The sequence below is a fragment of the Nonomuraea roseola genome (assembly GCF_039535395.1).
Lineage (GTDB): Bacteria > Actinomycetota > Actinomycetes > Streptosporangiales > Streptosporangiaceae > Nonomuraea > Nonomuraea roseola.
The window spans coordinates 2,324,317-2,344,502 of the sequence record NZ_BAAAXC010000015.1; the positions used below are offsets into that span (position 1 = coordinate 2,324,317).

Consider the following 20,186-nt stretch of genomic DNA (forward strand, 5'->3'; position numbering starts at 1 on the left):
TCTTCGGATGCGGCCCGGTGCGGACATCGACCACAAGACGGGGCTCACGGTCTCCCGGCCGTACTTTCGGCCGGTTCAGCGCGCCCAGATGACCGGAGCATCCAGCGCCCGCTTCCGCTTGATCACGGCGGAGCGAGCGCTGTCGTTTCTCACCAACATTTCGTCCCGTGGTGATCTTCAACCGCTGTCAGCACTCACCTACAAGCGCTGTCCGGCACAGTGGGCTCCTTCCGGGAACCAGGCTTCCCCAGAGATCAGGTGTCCACCAAATCGAGGCAAGATCAACTGGCAGCCACGATCCGAATGGAAAATTACCGACCCGGTGGGACGGCGGCGCGACCACGCCATCTCCAGAGCCTCGACCACCCAGCTCAGTGCGCAGATGGTCGGCGGTAGCCCAGCCGACCACCCGGCGTGAAGCGATGTCGATCACGGTGGCCGGATACAACCAGCCTTCATCGGCCGGGATGTAGGTGATGTCGCCGCACCAGCGGGTATCGACCGCGGCCGCGTCCGGCTCGAAGTCCCGGCCGATCAGATCGGGCCGAACTGCGGCACCAGGATCGGCGATCGTGGTCACCAGGCGGCGGCGCCGATGACGGCCGCGCAGCCCGGCGGCGCGCATCAACCGGGCCACCCGCCGTCGCCCGCACCGCTCACCCTCGCCCTGCAAGACCGCGTGAATGCGAGGGGCGCCGTAGGTGCCACGCGAGTGGCGGTGCACTTGAGTAATGCGCTCGCCCAGCTCCCTGTCGCGCGCCGCGAGGACCGGGCGCGGCCTGGCGGCGCGCGTAGAAGGCGGCACGGGAGACTCCCAGCAGCTCACACGCCCGTTTGACGTTGTGGCCGCCCCGCTTTTCCGCCTCGATGAACGGGTGAACGCTCACCGGGTCTCCTTCGCGAAGAAAGCTGTCGCTCGCTTGAGGACGTCGACGTCCTCACGCAGTCGGCGGTTCTCCCGCCGCAGCGCCGCCAGCTCCTCCCGCTCGCTGCTGGTCAGCCCGTCCCCTCGGCCGCTATCGACCTCGACCTGGCGGACCCAGTCACGCACCGCGGTCTCGGTCAGATCGAAGTCCTTGGCCACCTGACCGATCGAGCGATCACCGCGCTGGCACAGCTCGACGATCTCGGCCTTGAACTCCGGCGTGAACGAGCGGCGAGGACGCTTCTTCCCCATGCTCTCCATGATGGACATCCTTCCGGGGACGAACCCCTGATCTCAGATGTCCGTCAAACCGGATCAAGCCCACCACTGCGTACGCTACCGCCATGCTGCCCGACTTCGCCTATCACCCGGACCCGCTCCATACGGGATCGGTGAAGGCATCTGATGCCGCCTGCGTGTGCTGTGAGGGACATAAGGGATACGTCTACACAGGGCCGGTCTACTGCGTCGAGTCTCTCGCCAGTGAGCCATGCCCCTGGTGCATCGCGGACGGAAGCCTCGCAGCCCGCTTCGACGCCACGTTCGTAGATGTGTATGACTCCCCAAGCGGCGTCCCAACGGACAAGATCGAGATCATCAGTCGCCGAACCCCCGGCTTCTCCACCTGGCAGGGAAACCGTTGGCTGTTCCACTGTGGCGACGGAGCTACTTTCCTCGGCGCAGCCGGGGCGTCAGAACTCGTCACTTACCCGGATGCACGGGAAATGCTGCGCTTCGAGGAATCCACTGGTGGGTGGTCTTCCGGGCAGGTAGAGAACTTCCTTGCTGCACTTGACAAGGACGGCAATCCAACCGGTTATCTGTTCAGGTGCCGCAACTGCGGGATCCACATGGCGTACGCGGACTACACCTGACCTCGCCCCACATCACGTCCATCCTGATCACCTCGGCGCTGGAGATCCCCGCCGGAGCCATGGCTTTGACGATCACTTTCTGCGGCCTGTCGCCACGCCTGGCCTACTCCGTAATGGCCTTCACTCGCTCAGGCTGTCCGGCGTGACGCTGCCAGCGCGTGGCGGTGCGGGCGCCGAGCCGCAGCGCGGCCCGCGACCGCCGAACGCGCGGCGGGGCGCCGCAGGCGGCACGCCTTTAACCCGGTAGTGAAGATTGTCGCCGCGATTACTCCGCGTGCTCATCTATACGGCCCGTCTACGGCTGCATCCAGCTCTGCTGACTGAGCCACTGGTCATACGCAGCCTGGATCATGTTCCGCCCACCTGGCCGTCCATCACGATCGGCCAGGAAGCGTTCAAGCGCATCGAAGAGCACGCCCACAGCGACCGCGTTCCGCTCCTCATCCACCCGCACGGAAGACAGTCCAGTCTCGCCGGGAAACGCCAGCATGAGCACCAGCGCCTCCCAGACGAGGTTGTTAGCCCCATTCACCTGGACGATCAGCCACTCCCTGAAGCCTTCCAGAAGAGTATGGCCACCGCCCGCGTCGAACCCGGCGATGTACGTCGTGAACAACCGGTACGAGCCGTCCAGGCCGTACGCCCCCGGTCGCCTGCGAATGTCCTCCAGGTGCTCCCGAGGCGTCCGTAAGGGCACTCGTCAGGCCTCGCCCGACGTCAAGCCAATCGGGCAGGCCACACCCGTGCCGCCTATCCCGCAGTAGCCGTTTTTGTTGCGGTGAAGGTACTGCTGGTGGTAGTCCTCCGCGTAGTAGAACGGGCCTGCTGGGGCGATCTCTGTGGTGATGTCGCCGTACCTTGCTCCCTTCAGCACCTCCTGGTAGGAGTCGCGCGACGTCAGTGCCGCCTTCTCCTGCTCAGGTGAGTGGAAGTACACGGCTGAGCGGTACTGCGTCCCCGCGTCGTTGCCCTGGCGCATGCCCTGCGTAGGGTCGTGCGCCTCCCAGAACACGCGCAGCAGCTCCCCGTACGACACCTTCGCAGGGTCGAAGAAGACCCGTACGACCTCCGTGTGTCCCGTACGCCCTGAACACACCTCCTCGTACGTCGGGTTGGGGGTGTAGCCGCCCTGATAGCCCACAGCGGTCGACACCACGCCCGGCGTCTGCCAGAAGATGCGCTCGGCGCCCCAGAAGCAGCCCATCCCGAAGTCCGCGATCTCTCCGTTCGCGCCCTCGAGGGGAGCGTCCAGGACCGCGTGGCGAGCGGGCACCGGCATCGGGGTCGGACGGCCCGGTAGAGCATCCGAGGGGTCCACCATCGATGACTTGTGCGTGCCGAACAGCCAGCCCATCATCCACCTCCTCCATCGACTCTACGCGACAACACTTAAGCGGCCCTACATCATCCCAGATAGCAATACGCATTTGTATTTAATGGAGTAAGGCGTAAAAATCGATTACATGCCTGACCAACGTCGCGGTGTCCTCTACGGGGTGGCCGCCTACGCCCTGTGGGGACTCTTTCCGCTCTACTGGCCCCTGCTGAAGCCCTCGGGAGCGATCGAGATCCTCGCCCACCGCATGGCGTGGTCGCTGGTCGCCGTCGTGGCGATCCTGGCGGTGCGCAGGCACTGGTCGTGGTTCAGGCAGCTGACGCGCAGGCAGCTCGGACTGCTCGTGCTGGCGGCGATGCTCATCACGGTCAACTGGGGCACCTACATCTACGGCGTCAACTCGGGACACGTGGTGGAGTCGGCGCTCGGCTACTTCATCAACCCGCTGGTGAGCGTGCTGTTCGGGGTGATCCTGCTCAAGGAGCGGCTGCGGACCCTGCAGTGGGTCGCGGTGGGGTTCGGGACGCTGGCCGTACTCGTGCTGACCATCGACTACGGCCGGCTCCCGTGGATCGCGCTCACGCTGGCGATGAGCTTCGGCGTCTACGGACTGGTGAAGAAGAAGGCCAACGTCGGGGCCGCGGAGAGCCTGACGGTCGAGACGCTCGTGCTCCTGGCCCCCGCGCTGGCTTACCTCGTCTACCTGGAGCAGTCGGGCGGCTCGACGTTCGGCGACCACGGTCCGTGGCACGCGCTCCTGCTGGCGGGCGGCGGCGTGGTGACGGCGGTGCCGCTGCTGTTCTTCACGGCCAGCGCGATCAGGGTGCCGCTGACGACGATCGGCCTGCTGCAGTACATCGCCCCGATCCTGCAGTTCCTGGTGGGCGTCCTGATCGTGAAGGAGACCATGCCGCCGAGCCGGTGGGCGGGGTTCGCGATCGTGTGGCTGGCGCTGGCGGTCTTCACCTACGACAGCCTCCGCTCGGCGCGCGCCCGGCGCGCGGCCGAGCTGCAGCCGGCCTGACCGTCAGGAAGCCCCCGTACGGCAAGCTCCCCACGGCGCCTCCGCGGTCACAGGGTTCCCCCCGCCGCGGGCGCGCCCCCGAGCAGAACTCCGGTCCCCGCCGTCACGGCGCCCAGAGAAGCCGTCACGGCGTGGGCGTTCCCAGGAAGCCGTCACGGCATGGGCGTTCCCAGGAAGCCGTCACGGCTCTCCAGGGATGCCGTCATGGCGTAGGCGTCCCAGGCAAGCCGTCACGGCGTCCAGGGAGAAGGCGTCAGCCCGACCGCTCCACCACGTAGTCGCACAGCGAGAGGAACGCCGACCTGGCCGGGATGTCAGGCAGCTCCGCCAGCTCGCTCCGAGCCCTGTTCACCCACGAGTCGAGCTCCTGCCTGGCCCGTGCCATCCCCTGGTCTGCCCTGAGCAGCTCCAGCGCCTCGTCCACGTCGGACTCCGCCACGGGCGCGCTCAGCAGCGAGCGCAGCCGCGAGGAGGGCGACGACTCCAGCGCGTAGAGCACGGGCAGCGTCCTGATGCCCTCACGCAGGTCGGTGCCGGGTGTCTTCCCCGACTCGGAGGAGGTGGAGGCGACGTCCAGCAGGTCGTCGCCGAGCTGCCAGGCCACGCCGATCGCCTCGCAGGCGTTGGAGAGCCGCTCCACGACGTCGGGAGAGGCCCCCGCCAGCAGCCCGCCGAAGCGGCCCGAGGTGGCGATGAGCGAGCCGGTCTTGTCGGCCAGGACCCTGATGTAGTGCGCCACGGGGTCGTCGCCTGCGGAGGGGCCGATCGTCTCGCGGATCTGCCCGCGCACGAGGCGGGAGAACGTCTGCGCCTGGATCTTGATGGCCTCGGCGCCGAGGTCGGCGAGGATCTCCGACGCCTGCGCGAACAGGAAGTCGCCGGTGAGGATCGCCACGGTGTTGTCCCACCTGGCGTTGGCGGAGGGCGAGCCCCTGCGGACCGGCGCCTCGTCCATGACGTCGTCGTGGTAGAGCGTGGCCAGGTGGGTCAGTTCGATCACCACCGCGGCGGGCACGACGCCCGGCGCGGAGGGATCGCCGAACTGCGCGGCCAGCAGCACCATCATCGTCCTGAAGCGCTTGCCGCCCGCCTCGATGAGATGCTTGGACGCCTCCGTGACGAAGGCGTCCTCGCTCTCGACCGACGTGCGCAGCAGCTTTTCGACAGACGCGAGACCGCTGGCCAGGTCTTGCGCCAACCGCTCATCGTCGATGGGCAGATCAACAACCGGTGGCGCGGACATACATTCCCCTTAGCGGATAAACAAGGCAGAGGCAGCCTTGTCGGCGAGATCCAGGACAGGCTGCGGGAAAACCCCCAGCACTACCGTAACTGCTGCCGCAAGAGTGATAACAGCCGCGGTGGCCGCAGTGGGCACCGCGATGGTGGGACCGTCGGCCGCGGGCTCGCTGAAGAACATCAGCACGATCACGCGAACGTAGAAGAACGCGGCGATCGCCGAGGAGACCACACCGACGACGACCAGCGGCGTCGCGCCGTTGGCCACGGCGGCGACGAAGACCGCGTACTTCCCGAAGAACCCGCTGGTGAGCGGGATTCCGGCGAAGGCCAGCAGGAAGAAGGCGAACACGCCCGCCAGCATCGGCGACCGCCTGCCGAGCCCGGCCCACCTCGACAGGTGGGTGGCCTCGCCGCCCGCGTCGCGCACCATCGTGACGACCGCGAAGGCGCCGACCGTGGTGATGCCGTAGACGAGCAGGTAGAACATGATCGCCGACAGCGAGGTGGCGTTGCCCTCGGCGTCGGGGCTGGTCGCGATCACGCCGATGAGCAGGAAGCCCGCGTGCGCGATCGAGGAGTAGGCCAGCATGCGCTTGATGTCGGTCTGGGTGATGGCCAGGACCGCACCGACGATCATGGTCAGGATCGCGACGCCCCACATGACCGGACGCCAGTCCCAGTCGAGGTTGCCCAGAGCCACCCAAAAGACCCTCAGGACGGCCCCGAAGGCCGCAACGAGGGTGCCCGAGGCCATGAGGGCCGTGACGGGGGTCGGGGCGCCCTGGTAGACGTCAGGCTTCCACGCCTGGAACGGCGCGGCGCCGATCTTGAACAGCAGGCCGACGCCGAGCAGCCCCAGGCCGATCAGCAGCACCGTGTCGAGCCCGCCGACCGTGCCGAGCGCGTCATTGATCTTCGACAGGTCGACGGAGCCGGCGAAGCCGTACACGAACGCCATGCCGTACAGGAAGAAGGCCGAGGAGAACGCGCCGAGCAGGAAGTACTTCATCGACGCCTCCTGCGACAGCAGGCGGCGACGGCGGGCGAGACCGCACAGGAGGTACAGCGGCAGCGACATGACCTCGAGGCCGACGAACATCACCAGCAGGTCGTTCGACGAGGCGAACAGCAGCATGCCGCCGACCGCGAACAGGATCAGCGGGTAGACCTCGGTGTGCGCGCCACCGGAGATCTCCGCCTCCTCCTCGGCCGCGCTGCCCGGCACGGCCGCGGCCGAGGCCACGAAGTGCTCGTCGTCGATGACCAGCAGCACGCTCACGAAGGACAGGACGAGGATGACGCCCCAGAAGAACAGCGCGGGGCCGTCCACCGCGACGGCGCCCATGGCCGCGGCCGTGGTCGGAACGCCGCCGATCACCTGGAAGATGACCAGCACGAAGGCGCCGGCCGTGCTGAGCAGCGTCAGCGGCACGTGGATCGACTTGCGCAGGTAGCGCGGCGCGAACGCCTCGACCAGCACGCCGATGATCGCGGCGCCGAAGATGACGAGCATCGGCGCGAGCGTGCCGTACTCGATCGTCGGCGCTTGGATGCCATTCACTGTCCGGCCCCCTTCTCGGCAATCGCCGGGGTGAACTTCTCCACCTGGACGGAGACCAGGGTGTGGTCCACGGCCGGGTTGATCACGTCAAGCAGCGGCTTGGGGTAGAAGCCGAGCCCGATGATCAGGGCGATCAGCGGGGCGACCACCCACAGCTCGCGGCCGTTGAGGTCCTTGAACTCCTTGACGGGCTCGGCCGTCGGACCGCCCGCGACGCGCTGGTACATCCACAGGATGTAGATGGCCGCCAGGACCACGCCGCTCGCGGAGATGATCGCGGGGACCATGTACCGCTCGGCGGTGCCGATCAGCACCATGAACTCGCTGACGAAGGACGACAGTCCGGGCAGAGCCAGACCGGAGAGGCCGGCGATGAGGAACACGCCCGCCAGCTTCGGTGTGACCTTCTGCACGCCTCCGTAGTCCTCGATGTGCGGCGAGCCGCGCCGTGCGATGAGGAACCCGGCGATCAGGAACAGCGCGCCGGTCGAGAAGCCGTGGTTGACCATGTAGAGCGTGGCGCCCGCGCCCGCGTCGTTCGTCATCGCGAAGACGCCGAGGGCGATGAAGCCGAAGTGCGAGATCGAGGTGTAGGCGATCAGGCGCTTCATGTCCGTCTGTCCGATGGCCACGATCGCGCCGTAGATGATGCCGACCACCGACAGCACGATCACCAGCGGCGTGAAGAACTTCGACGCGTCAGGGAACAGCTCCAGGCAGAAGCGGAGCATGCCGTACGTGCCGACCTTGTCCAGCACGCCGACCAGCAGCACGGCCGCGCCCGCGGGAGCCTGGGCGGCCGCGTCGGGCAGCCAGGTGTGGAACGGCCACAGCGGCGCCTTCACCGCGAACGCGAAGAAGAAGCCGGCGAACAGCCACTTCTGCGTGGTCGGGTCCTGGATGGCCCCGATCAGCTCGGGGAACATGAAGGTGTTCTTGCCCGCGACCACGTAGAGGCCGATGACCGCGACCAGCATGAGCAGGCCGCCGAACAGCGAGTAGAGCAGGAACTTGACGGCCGCGTAGGACCGCTGGGCTCCGCCGTACGACCCGATCATGAAGTACATCGGGATCAGCATGGCTTCGAAGAAGACGTAGAAGAGGAAGATGTCGGTCGCCGCGAAGACGCCGATCATCATGGCCTCGAGCACCAGCAGGAGCGCGAAGTACGTCTTCACCGAGCGCTTGGCGCTCGGCGCGTCGGCGTCGTGCCACGAGGCCAGCACCACGATCGGCACCAGCACGGCGGACAGCGCGATCAGCACCAGGGCGATGCCGTCGACGCCGACGCCGTAGTGGACGCCGAAGCGCGGGATCCACTCGTAGGTCTCGACGAACTGGAAGCGGTCACCCTTCGGGCTGAACTGCACCGCCATCGCGATGGTCAGCGCCAGCACCACGACGGAGACGGCCAACGTGAGCTGCTTGGCCAGCTTGTCGTTGCCCTTCGGCGTGAGGGCCACCAGGACGGCGCCCACCACGGGCACCGCCATCAGGATCGTAAGCCAGGGCATCACAGGTTCCCTACGAGGAGCAGAGCGCCCGCCAGTACGGCAGCGCCGAAGAGGATGGACAACGCGTACGTCCGCGCGAAGCCCGTCTGGAGGCGGCGAAGCCGTCCCGACGAGCCGCCGATCGTCGCCGCCAGCCCGTTGACCAGGCCGTCGATGCCGCGGTTGTCGAAGAACACCGCGATGCGGGTGAGCCACTGACCGGGGCGCATGAGCAGCGCCTCGTTGAGGGCGTCGCCGTACAGGTCACGCCGCGCGAAGACGGTGACGAACGAGCCGCGAGGAGCGACCTCGGGGACCTCCGCCTTGCCGTACTTGAACCACGCGAGCACGGCGCCCACGGCCACCAGCGCCAGCGTCGCGAGTCCTGCGACGCTGTTCCAGTGGAAGACGGGCAGTTCCTCCGGCCGGCCGACAGCGGGGGCGAGGAAGAGCATCAGCCTGTTGCTCAGCACCAGGTAGCCACCGAGGAAGATCGAGCCGACCGACAGGATGATCAGTGGGACCGTCATGACGGCGGGCGACTCGTGCGGGTGCGCCTCGGAGTCCCAGCGACGCTTGCCGAAGAAGGTCATGAAGACCATCCGCGACATGTAGAAGCCGGTGAGGCCCGCGCCGGCGACGGCGAGCCAGCCGAGGATCTGGTTGTGGTGCATCGCGGTCTCGATGATGCCGTCCTTGGTGAAGTAACCGGACAGCAGCGGGAAACCGATGATCGCCAGGTAGCCGATGATGAAGGTCACCGCGGTCACCTTCATCACGGAGAACAGGCCGCCGTACTTCCTCATGTTCACCTCGTCGTTCATGCCGTGCATGACCGATCCGGCGCCGAGGAACATGTTGGCCTTGAAGAAGCCGTGCGTGATCAGGTGGCCGATCGCGAAGGCGTAGCCGGCGGGGCCGAGGCCCGCGCCGAGCATCATGTAGCCGATCTGCGACATCGTCGAGCCGGCCAGGCCCTTCTTGATGTCGTCCTTCGCACAACCGATGATCGCACCGGCCAGCAGCGTGGCGACGCCGACGATCGTGACGACCAGCTGCGCGGTGGGCGCGCCCTCGAAGATGAAGCCGGAGCGGACCACCAGGTAGACACCGGCGGTGACCATGGTCGCGGCGTGGATGAGGGCCGAGACCGGGGTCGGGCCCTCCATCGCGTCCAGGAGCCACGACTGCAGCGGCAGCTGGGCCGACTTGCCGCAGGCGCCGAGCAGGAGCAGCAGGCCGATCGCGGTCAGTGTGCCCTGCGAGGCCTCGCCGACCTTGCCGGAGATGTCACCGAAGGCGAGCGAGCCGAACGTGGTCCACATCAGGAAGATGCCGACCAGCAGGCCGAAGTCGCCGACGCGGTTGACGATGAAGGCCTTCTTGGCCGCGGCTGCCGCCGTGGGCTTGAACTGCCAGAAGCCGATCAGCAGGTAGGAGGCGAGACCGACGCCCTCCCAGCCGATGAACAGTCCGACGTAGTTCGACGACAGCACCAGCAGCAGCATGGCCGCGACGAACAGGTTCAGGTAGGCGAAGAACCTGCGGCGGTCGGGGTCGTGCGACATGTAGCCGATCGAGTAGATGTGGATCAGCGAACCCACACCGGTGATCAGCAGGCAGAAGCTGATGGACAACGGGTCGACCAGCAGGCTGATGTCGGCGATGCCGGGAATGAAGTCGAAAAGGCGGATGCTGTAACGACCACCAGCGAGCTGGAGGAAGGCGAGCACCGCGACGACGAACGAACCCAGTGACATCAGGACACCGAGGTAGTGCCCCCATGCGTTGGTACGGCGCCCGCCGAGCAGGAGGATCGCCGCGCCCAAGAGGGGCAGTGCGATCATCAGCCAGGAGGCCCCGATCACTCCACCGGAGTGCGGGATGATCTCAGCCGGTTCCACTGTCACCTCTTAGTACTTCAGCAGGTTGGCATCGTCCACGGATGCCGACCTGCGGGTTCGGAAGATCGTCACGATGATGGCCAGACCGATCACGACTTCCGCGGCGGCCACGACCATCACGAAGAACGCGATGATCTGACCGTCGAGGTTGCCGTGCATCCTGGCGAAGGTGACGAACGCGAGGTTGCAGGCGTTGAGCATGAGCTCGACGCACATGAAGACCACGATCGCGTTGCGCCTGATCAGCACGCCGAGCGCGCCGATCGCGAAGAGCAGGGCCGACAGGACCAGGTACTCGGTGGTCACTTGGTCACCTCGGCCTGCGAGTCGGTTTCCTGCGACGAAGCCTGCTCGTGCCTGTGGCTCCGCTCGGTCACGGGCTCCTCCTCGACCGCGTGCTTGAGCGCCTCGGCGAGCTTGGGGTCATCGGGCAGGTGGCCCCGCTCGACGTCGTAGCGCGCGATGTGGCGGTTGACCGACAGCTCGGAGACCGAGCCGTCGGGCAGCAGCGCGGGCATGTCGATGGCGTTGTTCCTGGCGTACGTGCCCGGTGCCGGCAGCGGCGAGGGGTCACCCTCGGCGAAACGGGCGCGAGCCATGTCCTTCTGCGTGGCCTTCGGCTCGATCCGCTCGCGGTGCGCCAGCACCATCGCGCCGAGCGCGGCGGTGATGAGCAGCGCGGAGGTGACCTCGAAGGCGAACACGTAGCGGGTGAACACCAGCCTCGCCAGCGCCTGGACGTTGCCACCCGCCTGCTCGGTGGCGGCGGCCAGTCCCGCGGGCTCGGGCACGAACAGCGCGTTGCCGATGGCCAGGATCACCAGGACGGCGAAGCCGATCCCGGCGAGGCCCGCCCAGACGCGCTGACCCCTCAGGGTCTCGACCAGCGAGTCGGCCGAGTCGACGCCCACCAGCATGAGCACGAACAGGAAGAGCATCATGATCGCGCCGGTGTAGACGATGATCTGCACCGCGGCGAGGAAGGGCGCCTCCTGCACGGCGTAGAGCACCGCGAGGCACAGCATGACGCCGCCGAGGAGGAGCGCCGAGTAGACCGCCTTGCGGCTGAAGATCATTCCGAGCGCCGCGCCGACGGAGACGACGGCGAGCACCCAGAACGTAATGGTCTCACCCATTATCGCGCCCCAAGCGGTAGTAGTCCTCTTCGGTGTCGCCGAGCCGCATGGGGTGCGGAGGCTGCTCCATGCCCTGGGTGAGCGGCGCGAGGAGCATCTCCTTGGTGTAGATGAGGCTCTCTCGGCTGGAGTCGGCGAGCTCGTACTCGTTGGTCATCGTGAGCGCCCTGGTCGGGCACGCCTCGATGCACAGACCGCACAGGATGCACCGCAGATAGTTGATCTGGTAGGTGCGTCCGTAGCGCTCGCCTGGCGAGAACCGCTCGTCCTCGGTGTTGTCCGCGCCCTCGACGAAGATCGCGTCCGCGGGGCACGCCCATGCGCACAGCTCGCAGCCGATGCACTTCTCCAGGCCGTCGGGCCACCTGTTCAGCTGGTGACGACCGTGGAAGCGAGGAGCCGTCGGCTTCTTCTCCTCCGGATAGTTCGTCGTGACCGGCTTCTTGAACATCGTGTGAAAGGTCACGCCGAACCCCTTCACGGGGTTCAGAAAATCAGTTAGTCCCACTGGGAACCTCCTTGCGCTCCACCCCGTGGTAGTGCGGCAGGTCAAGCGGCGGCACAGGGAAGCCGCCGGCCGTCGGCTCGGTGGCGAGCTGCTCGAATTCGGCGGCGACCCTGGCCTTGTCCGCGTCCTTGCGGCGCTGGTTCACGGTGTCGAAGCGCCACCAGATGGCGAAGGCTCCGACGATGACGATCGCTCCGATGATCATCACTGGCGTCTTGTCGATGACACCGTCCTCGGTCCTCATCAGCTTGACGGTGGCGACGAGCATGATCCACGCCAGGTTCAGCGGGATCAGCACCTTCCAGCCCAGCGCCATCAGCTGGTCGTAACGCACTCGCGGAAGCGAGGCGCGAACCCAGACGACGAAGGAGAAGACCAGGATGAACTTGATGAGGAACCACAGGAACGGCCACCAGCCGGTGTTCGCGCCGTCCCAGAGCGAGATCGGCCACGGTGCACGCCAGCCGCCGAGGAACAGCGTGATCGCCATCGCCGAGGCGGTGAACGTGTGCAGGTACTCGCCCATCATGATCAGCGCGAACTTCAGCGACGAGGAGTACTCGGTCTGGAAGCCGCCGACCAGCTCGCCCTCGCCCTCGGGCAGGTCGAACGGGATGCGGGCGGCCTCACCGAAGGCGCAGACCACGTAGATCAGGAAGGACGGCAGCAGCAGGATCACGTACCAGGAGGGCATCGGGATCCCGAAGAACTCCCCTCCCGAGGCCTGGGCCGCCACGATCTCCGAGGTGGACAGTGTGCCCGCGAACAGGAAGACCGCCACGAACGACAGGCCCATCGCGATCTCGTAGGAGACCACCTGGGCCGCCGACCGCAGACCACCGAGCAGCGCGTACGGCGAGCGGGACGACCATCCGGCCAGCACCACGCCGTAGACCGACACGGCGCCCATCGCCAGCATGAACAGCACCGCGACCGGCAGGTCGACCAGCTGCAGCGGCGTCTGCACGCCGAACATGTTCACCATGGGGCCGAACGGCGTGATCGAGAAGGCCAGGAAGGCCGGGATCACCATGATGACCGGGGCCAGCAGGTAGAGCACCTTGTCCACGGTGTTGGGGAAGATGTCTTCCTTGAGGCCCATCTTGATGCCGTCGGCCACCGACTGCAGCAGGCCGAACTTGCCCGCCCTGTTGGGGCCGTAGCGGTTCTGCATGCGGGAGATCAGCTTGCGCTCGTACCAGACGCCGAACAGGATGCCGAGCATCAGGAAGGCGAAGACGCCGACCGCCTTGATGATGGTGATCCAGAGCGGGTCCTTGCCGAAGTCGGCAAGGGTCGGATCGACCGCGAGGACTGGCAGGCTCATGAAGCACTCCCGATCTTGACGATGTCGCCGGCCACCGCGCGCAGGTCGCGCGAGACCGAGCTGCCTGCGGAGTTCGCCGGCACCCAAACCACCCGGTCGGGCAGGTCGGCGACGCGCACGGGCAGTGACACCGTCTCACCGATAACGATCTTGTCGCCGTCGACCACGCCGATCTCAGCGGCGGTGCTCTCCGACAGCAGCGCCTCGACGGCGCGAGCGGTGCCCGCGAGGTACGGCTCGCCGTCCTGCAGCCTGCCCGCGTCGAGGAGCTGGTGCCAGGTGGCCAGCACGGCCTCGCCCTGCTGGGGCGAGCCCTGGGCCCTGGCGTTGACGTTCGGCGCCGAGACCCGCGTGCCGCGCCAGGCGCCGAGAGCGCCGAGCTCCTTGCGGACCGAAGCGGCGTCCGGCAGGCCGAGGTGCACGTCCATGTGGTCGGCGATGGCGCCGATCACGCCGAGGTCGCTCATGAGACCGGGGACCCTGAGCGCGCGCTCGAACGAGCGGCCCCTGCCCTCCCAGTTCACGAACGTCCCCGCCTTCTCGGCCACCGCGGCGACCGGCAGGACCACGTCGGCCCTGTCGGTGACCGCGCTGGCGCGGATCTCCAGGCTGACGATGAACGGCGTGTTCTCCAGCGCGGTCAGCGCCGCCTCGGTGTCGGCGAGGTCGTGCGGGTCGACGCCCGCGACGAGCAGCGCGTCGAGCTCCTCGTTCAGCGCCGCGGCGAGCATCGCGTCGGTGCCGCGACCGGGGGCGGCCGGCAGGGAGCCGACGTTCCACGCTCGGGCGACCTCGGCCCTCGCCGACTCGTCCTCGACCGGGCGGCCGATGGGCAGCAGGTTGGGAAGCGCGCCCGCCTCGACGGCTCCGCGCTCGCCCGCCCTGCGCGGGATCCAGGCCAGCTTCGCGCCGGAGGCGGCGCTCAGCCGTACCAGCGCCGACAGGGCGCCGGGGACGGCGGCCAGCCGCTCGCCCGCCAGGATGATCGTGCCCTCGGCCACGGAGCCGAGCTCGTTGAGCGCGTCGGCCTCGCCGCCCGGCGTGGTCCTGATGAGCGTGCCGCCCATCTTGGCCAGGCCCTCGGTGGCGAACGGAGCGATCGAGGTGACCTTGAGGCCCTTCTTCCTCCACGCCTTGCGCAGGCGCAGGAAGACGATGGGCGACTCCTCGTCGGGCTCGAACCCGACCAGCAGGACGGCGGGCGCCTGCTCGAGGTCGGTGTAGGAGATCTCGATGCCCTTGCCGGCGACCGCGTGCGCCAGGAACTGGGCCTCCTCGGCCGAGTGGGGCCTGGCGCGGAAGTCGACGTCGTTGGTGCCGAGCGCGACGCGGGCGAACTTGGCGTAGGCGTAGGCGTCCTCGACGGTCACCCTGCCGCCGACCAGCACGCCAGCCTTGCCGCGCGCCTTGGCCAGACCGGCGGCCGCGACGGCGAGCGCCTCAGGCCACGACGCGGGGACCAGCAGGCCCTCCTCGTTGCGGACCAGCGGCGTCTTGAGCCTGTCGGGCTGCGTGGCGTAGGTGAAGGCGAAGCGGCCCTTGTCGCAGTTCCACTCCTCGTTGACCTGCATGTCCATGCCGGCCAGACGACGGGTGACCTTCCCGCGGCGGTGGTCGGTGCGCAGGGCGCAACCGGACGCGCAGTGCTCGCAGGCGCTCGGGGTGGAGACCAGGTCGAACGGGCGGGCGCGGAAGCGGTAGGCACCGCTGGTCAGCGCGCCGACCGGGCAGATCTGGATCGTGTTGCCCGAGAAGTAGGAGTCGAACGGCTTGCCGTCGGCGACACCCACCTGCTCCTTGGCCCCGCGCTCGAAGAAGTCGATGAGCGGGTCGCCCGCGATCTCGTCGGAGAAGCGGATGCACCGCGCGCACTGCACGCAGCGCTCGCGGTCGAGCAGGACCTGCGTCGACAGCGGGAGCGGCTTGGGGAAGGTGCGCTTGTGCTCGTGGAAGCGCGACTCGCCCTGCCCGTTGGACATCGCCTGGTTCTGCAGGGGGCACTCGCCGCCCTTGTCGCAGACCGGGCAGTCCAGCGGGTGGTTCATGAGCAGCAGCTCCATCGCGCCGCGCTGCGCCTTCTCGGCCACCGGCGAGGTGAGCTGGGTCTGCACGACCATGCCCTGGGCGACCTCGATCGCGCACGACGGCTGCGGCTTGGGGAAGCCGCGGCCGTTGCCCGCGTCGGGGATGTCGACCAGGCACTGGCGGCAGTTGGCGGCGGGGTCGAGCAGCGGGTGGTCGCAGAACCTGGGGATCTGGATGCCCAGCAGCTCGGCCGCCCTGATGATCAGCGTGCCCTTGGGCACGGAGATCTGGAAGCCGTCGATCGTGAGGGTGACGACCTGGGTCTCTACGGCTGTCGTTGTCACTTGTCACCCCACACGGTGGACTTCTTGTGGTCGAACGGGCAGCCGCCGACCTCGAAGTGCTTGAGGTACTCGTCACGGAAGTACTTCACCGACGAGTGGATCGGGCTGGTGGCGCCGTCGCCCAGGGCGCAGAAGGAGCGGCCCAGGATGTTGTCGGCGATGTCGGTGATCAGCGAGATGTCGTCCTCGGTGCCCTGGCCGGCCTCCAGGCGCTTGAGCACCTGCTTGAGCCAGTAGGTGCCCTCACGGCACGGCGTGCACTTGCCGCACGACTCGTGGGCGTAGAACTCGGTCCAGCGCAGCACCGTACGGACCACGCAGGTGGTCTCGTCGAAGATCTGCAGCGCGCGGGTGCCGAGCATCGAGCCCTTCGCCCCGACCGCCTCGAAGTCGAGGGGGACGTCGAGGTGCTCGTCGGTGAAGATCGGCGTGGAGGAGCCGCCAGGGGTCCAGAACTTGATCTGGTGCCCTTCGCGGATGCCGCCCGCCATGTCGAGCAGCTCGCGCAGCGTGATGCCGAGCGGCGCCTCGTACTGGCCGGGACGGGTGACGTGGCCGCTCAGCGAGAAGATGCCGAAGCCCTTGGACTTCTCGGTCCCCATCGAGGCGAACCAGTCGGCGCCGTTCGCGATGATCGAGGGAACACTGGCCACGGACTCCACGTTGTTCACCACAGTGGGCGACGCGTACAGGCCCGCCACGGCTGGGAACGGAGGCTTGAGGCGCGGTTGACCCCTGAAACCCTCCAGCGAGTCGAGCAGCGCCGTCTCCTCGCCGCAGATGTAGGCGCCCGCGCCGCTGTGCACGACCAGCTCCAGGTCGTAGCCGGAGCCGAAGAGGTCCTTGCCGAGGTAGCCCTTCTCGTACGCCTCGCGCACGGCCGCGTGCAGGCGGCGGATGACGTGCAGCACCTCGCCGCGCACGTAGATGAAGGCGTGGTTGGCGCGGATGGCGTAGGAGGTGATGATGATGCCCTCGACCAGCGAGTGCGGGTTGGCCATCATCAGCGGGATGTCCTTGCAGGTGCCGGGCTCCGACTCGTCGGCGTTGACGACGAGGTAGTGCGGCTTGCCGTCGCCCTGCGGGATGAAGCCCCACTTCATGCCGGTGGGGAAGCCCGCGCCGCCTCGGCCGCGCAGACCGGAGTCCTTGACGGCCTGGATCACCGCGTCGGGGTCCATGCCGAGCGCCTTCTTCGCCGCGTCGTAGGGCCCGTAGCCCTCCAGCGTGAAGGAGTTGGCCTGGTCCCAGTTCGCGGTGAGGACCGGAGTAAGGGTGGTACTCATGCCTCGGGGGCCTTCCATCCGTTGGCCTTGGCGACCTTCAGTCCCTCGAGCGAGGGACCTGCCGCCGACGGGCCGTCACCGGCCAGGTCGTCGGGCAGGCCCGAGAGCACCCGCGAGGCCTCCTTGAAGGTGCAGAGCTTCTTCGGACCGCGAGTGGGCGAGACGCTCTTGCCGTCGCGCAGGTCGTCGACGAGCTGCTTGGCCGACTCGGGCGTCTGGTTGTCGAAGAACTCCCAGTTGACCATCATCACGGGCGCGAAGTCGCAGGCGGCGTTGCACTCGAGGCGCTCGAGCGACACCTTGCCGTCGGAGGTCGTCTCGTCGTGGCCGACGCCGACGTGCTCCGACAGCTCCTCCCAGATCTGGTCGCCGCCCAGCACGGCGCACAGCGAGTTGATGCAGACGCCTACGTGGTAGTCGCCCATCGGCTTGCGCTTGTACATCGTGTAGAAGGTCGCGACACCGGTGACCTCGGCCTTGCTCAGGCCGAGCATCTCCGCGCAGAACTCCTGCCCGTGCTCGGAGACGTAACCGTCCTCCGACTGCACCAGATGCAGCAGCGGCAGCAGAGCCGAGCGCGTCTTCGGGTAGCGCCCGATGATCTCCTTGGCGTCTCTCTCGAGACGCTCCCGGACGTCCGGCGAGTAACTCACCGGTCAACACCTCCCATGACCGGGTCGATGGATGCCACAGCCGCGATGACGTCGGCGACCTGGCCACCCTCGCAGGTTGCCGGTACGGCCTGCAGGTTCGTGAAGGACGGCTCGCGGAAGTGCACGCGGTACGGGCGGGTGCCGCCGTCGCTGACCACGTGCGCGCCGAGCTCGCCGCGGGGGGACTCCACCGCCGCGTACGCCTGGCCTGCCGGGACCCTGAAGCCCTCGGTGACCAGCTTGAAGTGGTGGATCAGCGCTTCCATGGAGCTGCCCATGATGTGCGCGATGTGGTCGGGCGAGTTACCGAAGCCGTCAGGGCCCAGCGCGAGCTGCGCGGGCCAGCCGATCTTCTTGTCCTCGATCATGACCGGCTTGTTCTTCAGCGGTCCCGCGATGCGGTCGAGGGCCTGCTCAATGATCTTGAGCGACTCCTCCATCTCCTGCATGCGGACGAGGTAGCGACCGTAGACGTCGCAGCTCTGCTGCGTGGCGACGTCGAAGTCGTAGGTCTCGTAGCCGCAGTAGGGCTGCGACTTGCGCAGGTCCCACGGCAGGCCGGCGGCCCGCAGCATGGGGCCGGTGATGCCGAGCGCCATGCAGCCGGTCAGGTCGAGGTAGGCCACGTCCTTGGTACGGCGGGTGTAGACCGGGTTCTCGTCGAGCAGCTTGCGGGTGTCCCTGATGCGCTTGGGCATCTCCTTGAGGAACTCGCCGACCTTGTCGACCGTGCCCGCCGGCAGGTCGACGCTGACGCCGCCCGGCCTGACGTAGGCCATGTTCATCCGCAGACCCGTGATGTACTCGAACAGGTCCATGATCATTTCACGGTCGCGGTAGCCGAAGAGGAACGGCGTGGTCGCGCCCAGCTCCATGCCGAACGTGCCCATCGCGACCAGGTGCGAGGAGATCCGGTTGAGCTCCATCATCATGACGCGGATGGCCTGCGCCCGCTCGGGGATGCGGTCCTCGATGCCGAGCAGCCTCTCCACGCCCATGCAGTACGCGGTCTCGTTGAACAGCGGCGCGAGGTAGTCCATGCGGGTGACGAACGTGGTCCCCTGGGTCCACGTCCGGTACTCCATGTTCTTCTCGATGCCGGTGTGCAGGTAGCCGATGCCGGTACGGGCCTCGGTGACCGACTCGCCGTCGAGAGTGAGGATCAACCTGAGCACGCCGTGCGTGGAAGGGTGCTGCGGGCCCATGTTGATGACCAGGCGCTCGTCCTCGGAGTCGCGCACCGCGCCGACGACGTCGTCCCAGTCGGCGCCGTTGACCGAGTAGACCTTGCCCTCGGTCGCCTCGTCATATCCGGTGCTCACGCGTATGACCTCCTGTTGTCCGGGGAGGGGACCTCGGCGCCGCGGTACTCGACGGGGATGCCGCCGAGCGGGTAGTCCTTGCGCTGCGGGTGACCGTCCCAGTCGTCCGGCATCATGATCCTGGTCAGCGCGGGGTGACCGTCGAAGATGATCCCGAAGAAGTCGTACGTCTCGCGCTCGTGCCAGTTGTGCGTCGGGTAGACGCCGACCGTCGAGGGGATGTGCGGATCGGAGTCGGGCGCGCTCACCTCGACGCGGATGCGCCTGTTGTGCGTGATGGAGCACAGGTGGATGACCGCGTGCAGCTCCTCGCCCGTCAGGTGCGGGTAGTGGACGCCGCTCACGCCCAGGCTGAGCTCGAAGCGCAGCTCGGGCTCGTCGCGCAGGCGCTGGCAGATCTCGACCAGCTTCTCGCGCTTCACGTGGAGGGTCAGCTCGCCGCGGTCGACGACCACGCGCTCGACGCCGTCCTCGACGAAGGACTCGAGCTTGTCGACGACGTCGTCGAAGTAGCCGCCGTAGGGGCGGGGGGTCGACAGGCGGGGCGCCCGCCGTACGACGAGGCCGGCGTAGCCGGAGGTGTCGCCGGTGCCACTGGCGCCGAACATGCCCTGGCGGGCCACCGGCTCCTCGGGCACCTGCTCCTTGGGCACCTCGGGGAGGTTCTCGCTCACTTGGAGGCCTCCTGGTTGATCAGGGGCAGCGTGCGGAGCGCCTGCAGCTCGAGCTCCTCGATCTGCTTGGCGCGGTGCGCGCCGAACTTCATGTTCTGGATCTTGTCGTGCAGTTTCACGATCGAGTCGATCAGCATCTCGGGCCGCGGGGGGCACCCCGGCAGGTAGATGTCGACGGGCACGATGTGGTCGACGCCCTGCACGATGGCGTAGTTGTTGAACATGCCGCCGCTGGAGGCGCACACGCCCATCGCGATGACCCACTTGGGCTCGGCCATCTGGTCGTAGATCTGGCGCAGCACCGGCGCCATCTTCTGCGAGACGCGGCCGGCGACGATCATCAGGTCGGCCTGGCGAGGAGACGCCGAAGCGCGCTCCATGCCGAAGCGCGCCAGGTCGTAGTGCGATGCACCGGTTGCCATCAGTTCGATCGCGCAACAGGCGAGGCCGAACGTGGCCGGCCACACGGAGTTCTTCCTGGCCCACCCGGCGGCCGCTTCGACCGTGCTGAGGATGAACCCGCTCGGGAGTTTCTCTTCAAGTCCCATTAT

Annotated in this window: 20 protein-coding genes; 2 read left to right on the top strand and 18 right to left on the bottom strand. The window is 67.6% G+C overall.

The window, feature by feature from the left end; genetic code table 11:
- Positions 1-187: 187 nt before the first annotated feature.
- Both ABFX55_RS34150 and ABFX55_RS34155 read right to left on the bottom strand, forming a co-directional pair.
- A complete protein-coding gene (locus ABFX55_RS34150) occupies positions 188-826 on the bottom strand; it encodes an IS3 family transposase (protein ID WP_346126815.1) in 639 nt (212 codons plus the stop codon).
- Between the two features lie 57 nt (positions 827-883).
- On the bottom strand, positions 884-1,186 hold the full coding sequence (locus tag ABFX55_RS34155) for a transposase (protein ID WP_346126817.1): 303 nt from the start codon (positions 1,184-1,186) through the stop codon (positions 884-886).
- 83 nt (positions 1,187-1,269) lie between these two features.
- Between ABFX55_RS34155 and ABFX55_RS34160 the strand changes: the two genes are divergently transcribed.
- Entirely contained in the window at positions 1,270-1,800 is a 531-nt protein-coding gene (locus tag ABFX55_RS34160; RefSeq protein WP_346126818.1) for a CbrC family protein, read from the top strand.
- Positions 1,801-2,095: 295 nt separating this feature from the next.
- On the opposite strand, the gene ABFX55_RS34165 is transcribed toward ABFX55_RS34160, so the two are convergent.
- The gene (locus ABFX55_RS34165) at positions 2,096-2,416 is read right to left on the bottom strand and encodes a hypothetical protein (RefSeq protein WP_346126820.1); all 321 of its coding nucleotides are present in this window, start codon (positions 2,414-2,416) and stop codon (positions 2,096-2,098) included.
- Between the two features lie 84 nt (positions 2,417-2,500).
- Entirely contained in the window at positions 2,501-3,154 is a 654-nt protein-coding gene (gene msrA, locus ABFX55_RS34170; RefSeq protein WP_346131349.1) for a peptide-methionine (S)-S-oxide reductase MsrA, read from the bottom strand.
- Positions 3,155-3,263: 109 nt separating this feature from the next.
- On the opposite strand from msrA, the gene rarD reads away from it, so the two are divergent.
- A complete protein-coding gene (gene rarD / locus ABFX55_RS34175) occupies positions 3,264-4,160 on the top strand; it encodes an EamA family transporter RarD (protein WP_346126822.1) in 897 nt (298 codons plus the stop codon).
- A 253-nt stretch (positions 4,161-4,413) separates the two neighbouring features.
- Here rarD and ABFX55_RS34180 read toward each other — a convergent pair whose 3' ends face one another.
- From ABFX55_RS34180 to ABFX55_RS34245, 14 genes are all read right to left on the bottom strand, one after another.
- Entirely contained in the window at positions 4,414-5,403 is a 990-nt protein-coding gene (locus ABFX55_RS34180; protein ID WP_346126824.1) for a polyprenyl synthetase family protein, read from the bottom strand.
- 9 nt (positions 5,404-5,412) lie between these two features.
- The gene (gene nuoN / locus ABFX55_RS34185) at positions 5,413-6,915 is read right to left on the bottom strand and encodes an NADH-quinone oxidoreductase subunit NuoN (protein WP_346131351.1); all 1,503 of its coding nucleotides are present in this window, start codon (positions 6,913-6,915) and stop codon (positions 5,413-5,415) included.
- Positions 6,916-6,959: 44 nt separating this feature from the next.
- Positions 6,960-8,477, bottom strand: coding sequence for an NADH-quinone oxidoreductase subunit M (locus ABFX55_RS34190; RefSeq protein WP_183652026.1), 1,518 nt, complete (start codon positions 8,475-8,477; stop codon positions 6,960-6,962).
- Positions 8,477-10,303 (bottom strand): NADH-quinone oxidoreductase subunit L, encoded by a 1,827-nt coding sequence (gene nuoL, locus ABFX55_RS34195; RefSeq protein ID WP_346131352.1) that lies wholly within the window; start codon positions 10,301-10,303, stop codon positions 8,477-8,479. Before nuoL ends, ABFX55_RS34190 begins: the two co-directional genes overlap by 1 nt.
- A gap of 66 nt (positions 10,304-10,369) precedes the next feature.
- Positions 10,370-10,666: an NADH-quinone oxidoreductase subunit NuoK gene (nuoK, locus tag ABFX55_RS34200; RefSeq protein WP_183652029.1), complete on the bottom strand. Its 297-nt coding sequence runs from the start codon at positions 10,664-10,666 to the stop codon at positions 10,370-10,372.
- Entirely contained in the window at positions 10,663-11,496 is an 834-nt protein-coding gene (locus ABFX55_RS34205; protein WP_346126827.1) for an NADH-quinone oxidoreductase subunit J, read from the bottom strand. Before ABFX55_RS34205 ends, nuoK begins: the two co-directional genes overlap by 4 nt.
- A complete protein-coding gene (nuoI, locus tag ABFX55_RS34210) occupies positions 11,489-12,004 on the bottom strand; it encodes an NADH-quinone oxidoreductase subunit NuoI (RefSeq protein WP_346126828.1) in 516 nt (171 codons plus the stop codon). Before nuoI ends, ABFX55_RS34205 begins: the two co-directional genes overlap by 8 nt.
- The gene (gene nuoH / locus ABFX55_RS34215; protein WP_346126829.1) at positions 11,991-13,331 is read right to left on the bottom strand and encodes an NADH-quinone oxidoreductase subunit NuoH; all 1,341 of its coding nucleotides are present in this window, start codon (positions 13,329-13,331) and stop codon (positions 11,991-11,993) included. The genes nuoI and nuoH overlap by 14 nt, the downstream gene beginning before the upstream one ends.
- The gene (locus ABFX55_RS34220; RefSeq protein ID WP_346126830.1) at positions 13,328-15,700 is read right to left on the bottom strand and encodes an NADH-quinone oxidoreductase subunit G; all 2,373 of its coding nucleotides are present in this window, start codon (positions 15,698-15,700) and stop codon (positions 13,328-13,330) included. Before ABFX55_RS34220 ends, nuoH begins: the two co-directional genes overlap by 4 nt.
- On the bottom strand, positions 15,697-16,986 hold the full coding sequence (nuoF, locus tag ABFX55_RS34225) for an NADH-quinone oxidoreductase subunit NuoF (RefSeq protein WP_346126832.1): 1,290 nt from the start codon (positions 16,984-16,986) through the stop codon (positions 15,697-15,699). Before nuoF ends, ABFX55_RS34220 begins: the two co-directional genes overlap by 4 nt.
- Positions 16,983-17,639 (bottom strand): NADH-quinone oxidoreductase subunit NuoE, encoded by a 657-nt coding sequence (gene nuoE / locus ABFX55_RS34230; RefSeq protein WP_346126834.1) that lies wholly within the window; start codon positions 17,637-17,639, stop codon positions 16,983-16,985. Before nuoE ends, nuoF begins: the two co-directional genes overlap by 4 nt.
- Positions 17,636-18,961: an NADH-quinone oxidoreductase subunit D gene (locus ABFX55_RS34235; protein WP_183652049.1), complete on the bottom strand. Its 1,326-nt coding sequence runs from the start codon at positions 18,959-18,961 to the stop codon at positions 17,636-17,638. Before ABFX55_RS34235 ends, nuoE begins: the two co-directional genes overlap by 4 nt.
- The gene (locus ABFX55_RS34240) at positions 18,958-19,635 is read right to left on the bottom strand and encodes an NADH-quinone oxidoreductase subunit C (RefSeq protein WP_346126836.1); all 678 of its coding nucleotides are present in this window, start codon (positions 19,633-19,635) and stop codon (positions 18,958-18,960) included. The genes ABFX55_RS34235 and ABFX55_RS34240 overlap by 4 nt, the downstream gene beginning before the upstream one ends.
- Positions 19,632-20,183, bottom strand: a complete 552-nt coding sequence (locus tag ABFX55_RS34245; RefSeq protein ID WP_346126838.1) for a NuoB/complex I 20 kDa subunit family protein — start codon at positions 20,181-20,183, stop codon at positions 19,632-19,634. The genes ABFX55_RS34240 and ABFX55_RS34245 overlap by 4 nt, the downstream gene beginning before the upstream one ends.
- Between the last annotated feature and the right edge of the window lie 3 nt (positions 20,184-20,186).

Excerpts from the sequence above, each read along its gene's own strand:
- ABFX55_RS34205 (WP_346126827.1), bottom strand. The coding sequence starts at position 11,496 with ATGGGTGAGACCATTACGTTCTGGGTGCTCGCCGTCGTCTCCGTCGGC.
- ABFX55_RS34245 (WP_346126838.1), bottom strand. The coding sequence starts at position 20,183 with ATGGGACTTGAAGAGAAACTCCCGAGCGGGTTCATCCTCAGCACGGTC.
- ABFX55_RS34155 (WP_346126817.1), bottom strand. The coding sequence starts at position 1,186 with ATGGAGAGCATGGGGAAGAAGCGTCCTCGCCGCTCGTTCACGCCGGAG.
- msrA (WP_346131349.1), bottom strand. The coding sequence starts at position 3,154 with ATGGGCTGGCTGTTCGGCACGCACAAGTCATCGATGGTGGACCCCTCG.
- nuoN (WP_346131351.1), bottom strand. The coding sequence starts at position 6,915 with ATGCTCGTCATCTTCGGCGCCGCGATCATCGGCGTGCTGGTCGAGGCG.
- nuoF (WP_346126832.1), bottom strand. The coding sequence starts at position 16,986 with ATGAGTACCACCCTTACTCCGGTCCTCACCGCGAACTGGGACCAGGCC.
- ABFX55_RS34180 (WP_346126824.1), bottom strand. The coding sequence starts at position 5,403 with ATGTCCGCGCCACCGGTTGTTGATCTGCCCATCGACGATGAGCGGTTG.
- ABFX55_RS34160 (WP_346126818.1), top strand. The coding sequence starts at position 1,270 with ATGCTGCCCGACTTCGCCTATCACCCGGACCCGCTCCATACGGGATCG.
- rarD (WP_346126822.1), top strand. The coding sequence starts at position 3,264 with ATGCCTGACCAACGTCGCGGTGTCCTCTACGGGGTGGCCGCCTACGCC.
- nuoL (WP_346131352.1), bottom strand. The coding sequence starts at position 10,303 with ATGATCGCACTGCCCCTCTTGGGCGCGGCGATCCTCCTGCTCGGCGGG.
- ABFX55_RS34190 (WP_183652026.1), bottom strand. The coding sequence starts at position 8,477 with ATGCCCTGGCTTACGATCCTGATGGCGGTGCCCGTGGTGGGCGCCGTC.
- nuoH (WP_346126829.1), bottom strand. The coding sequence starts at position 13,331 with ATGAGCCTGCCAGTCCTCGCGGTCGATCCGACCCTTGCCGACTTCGGC.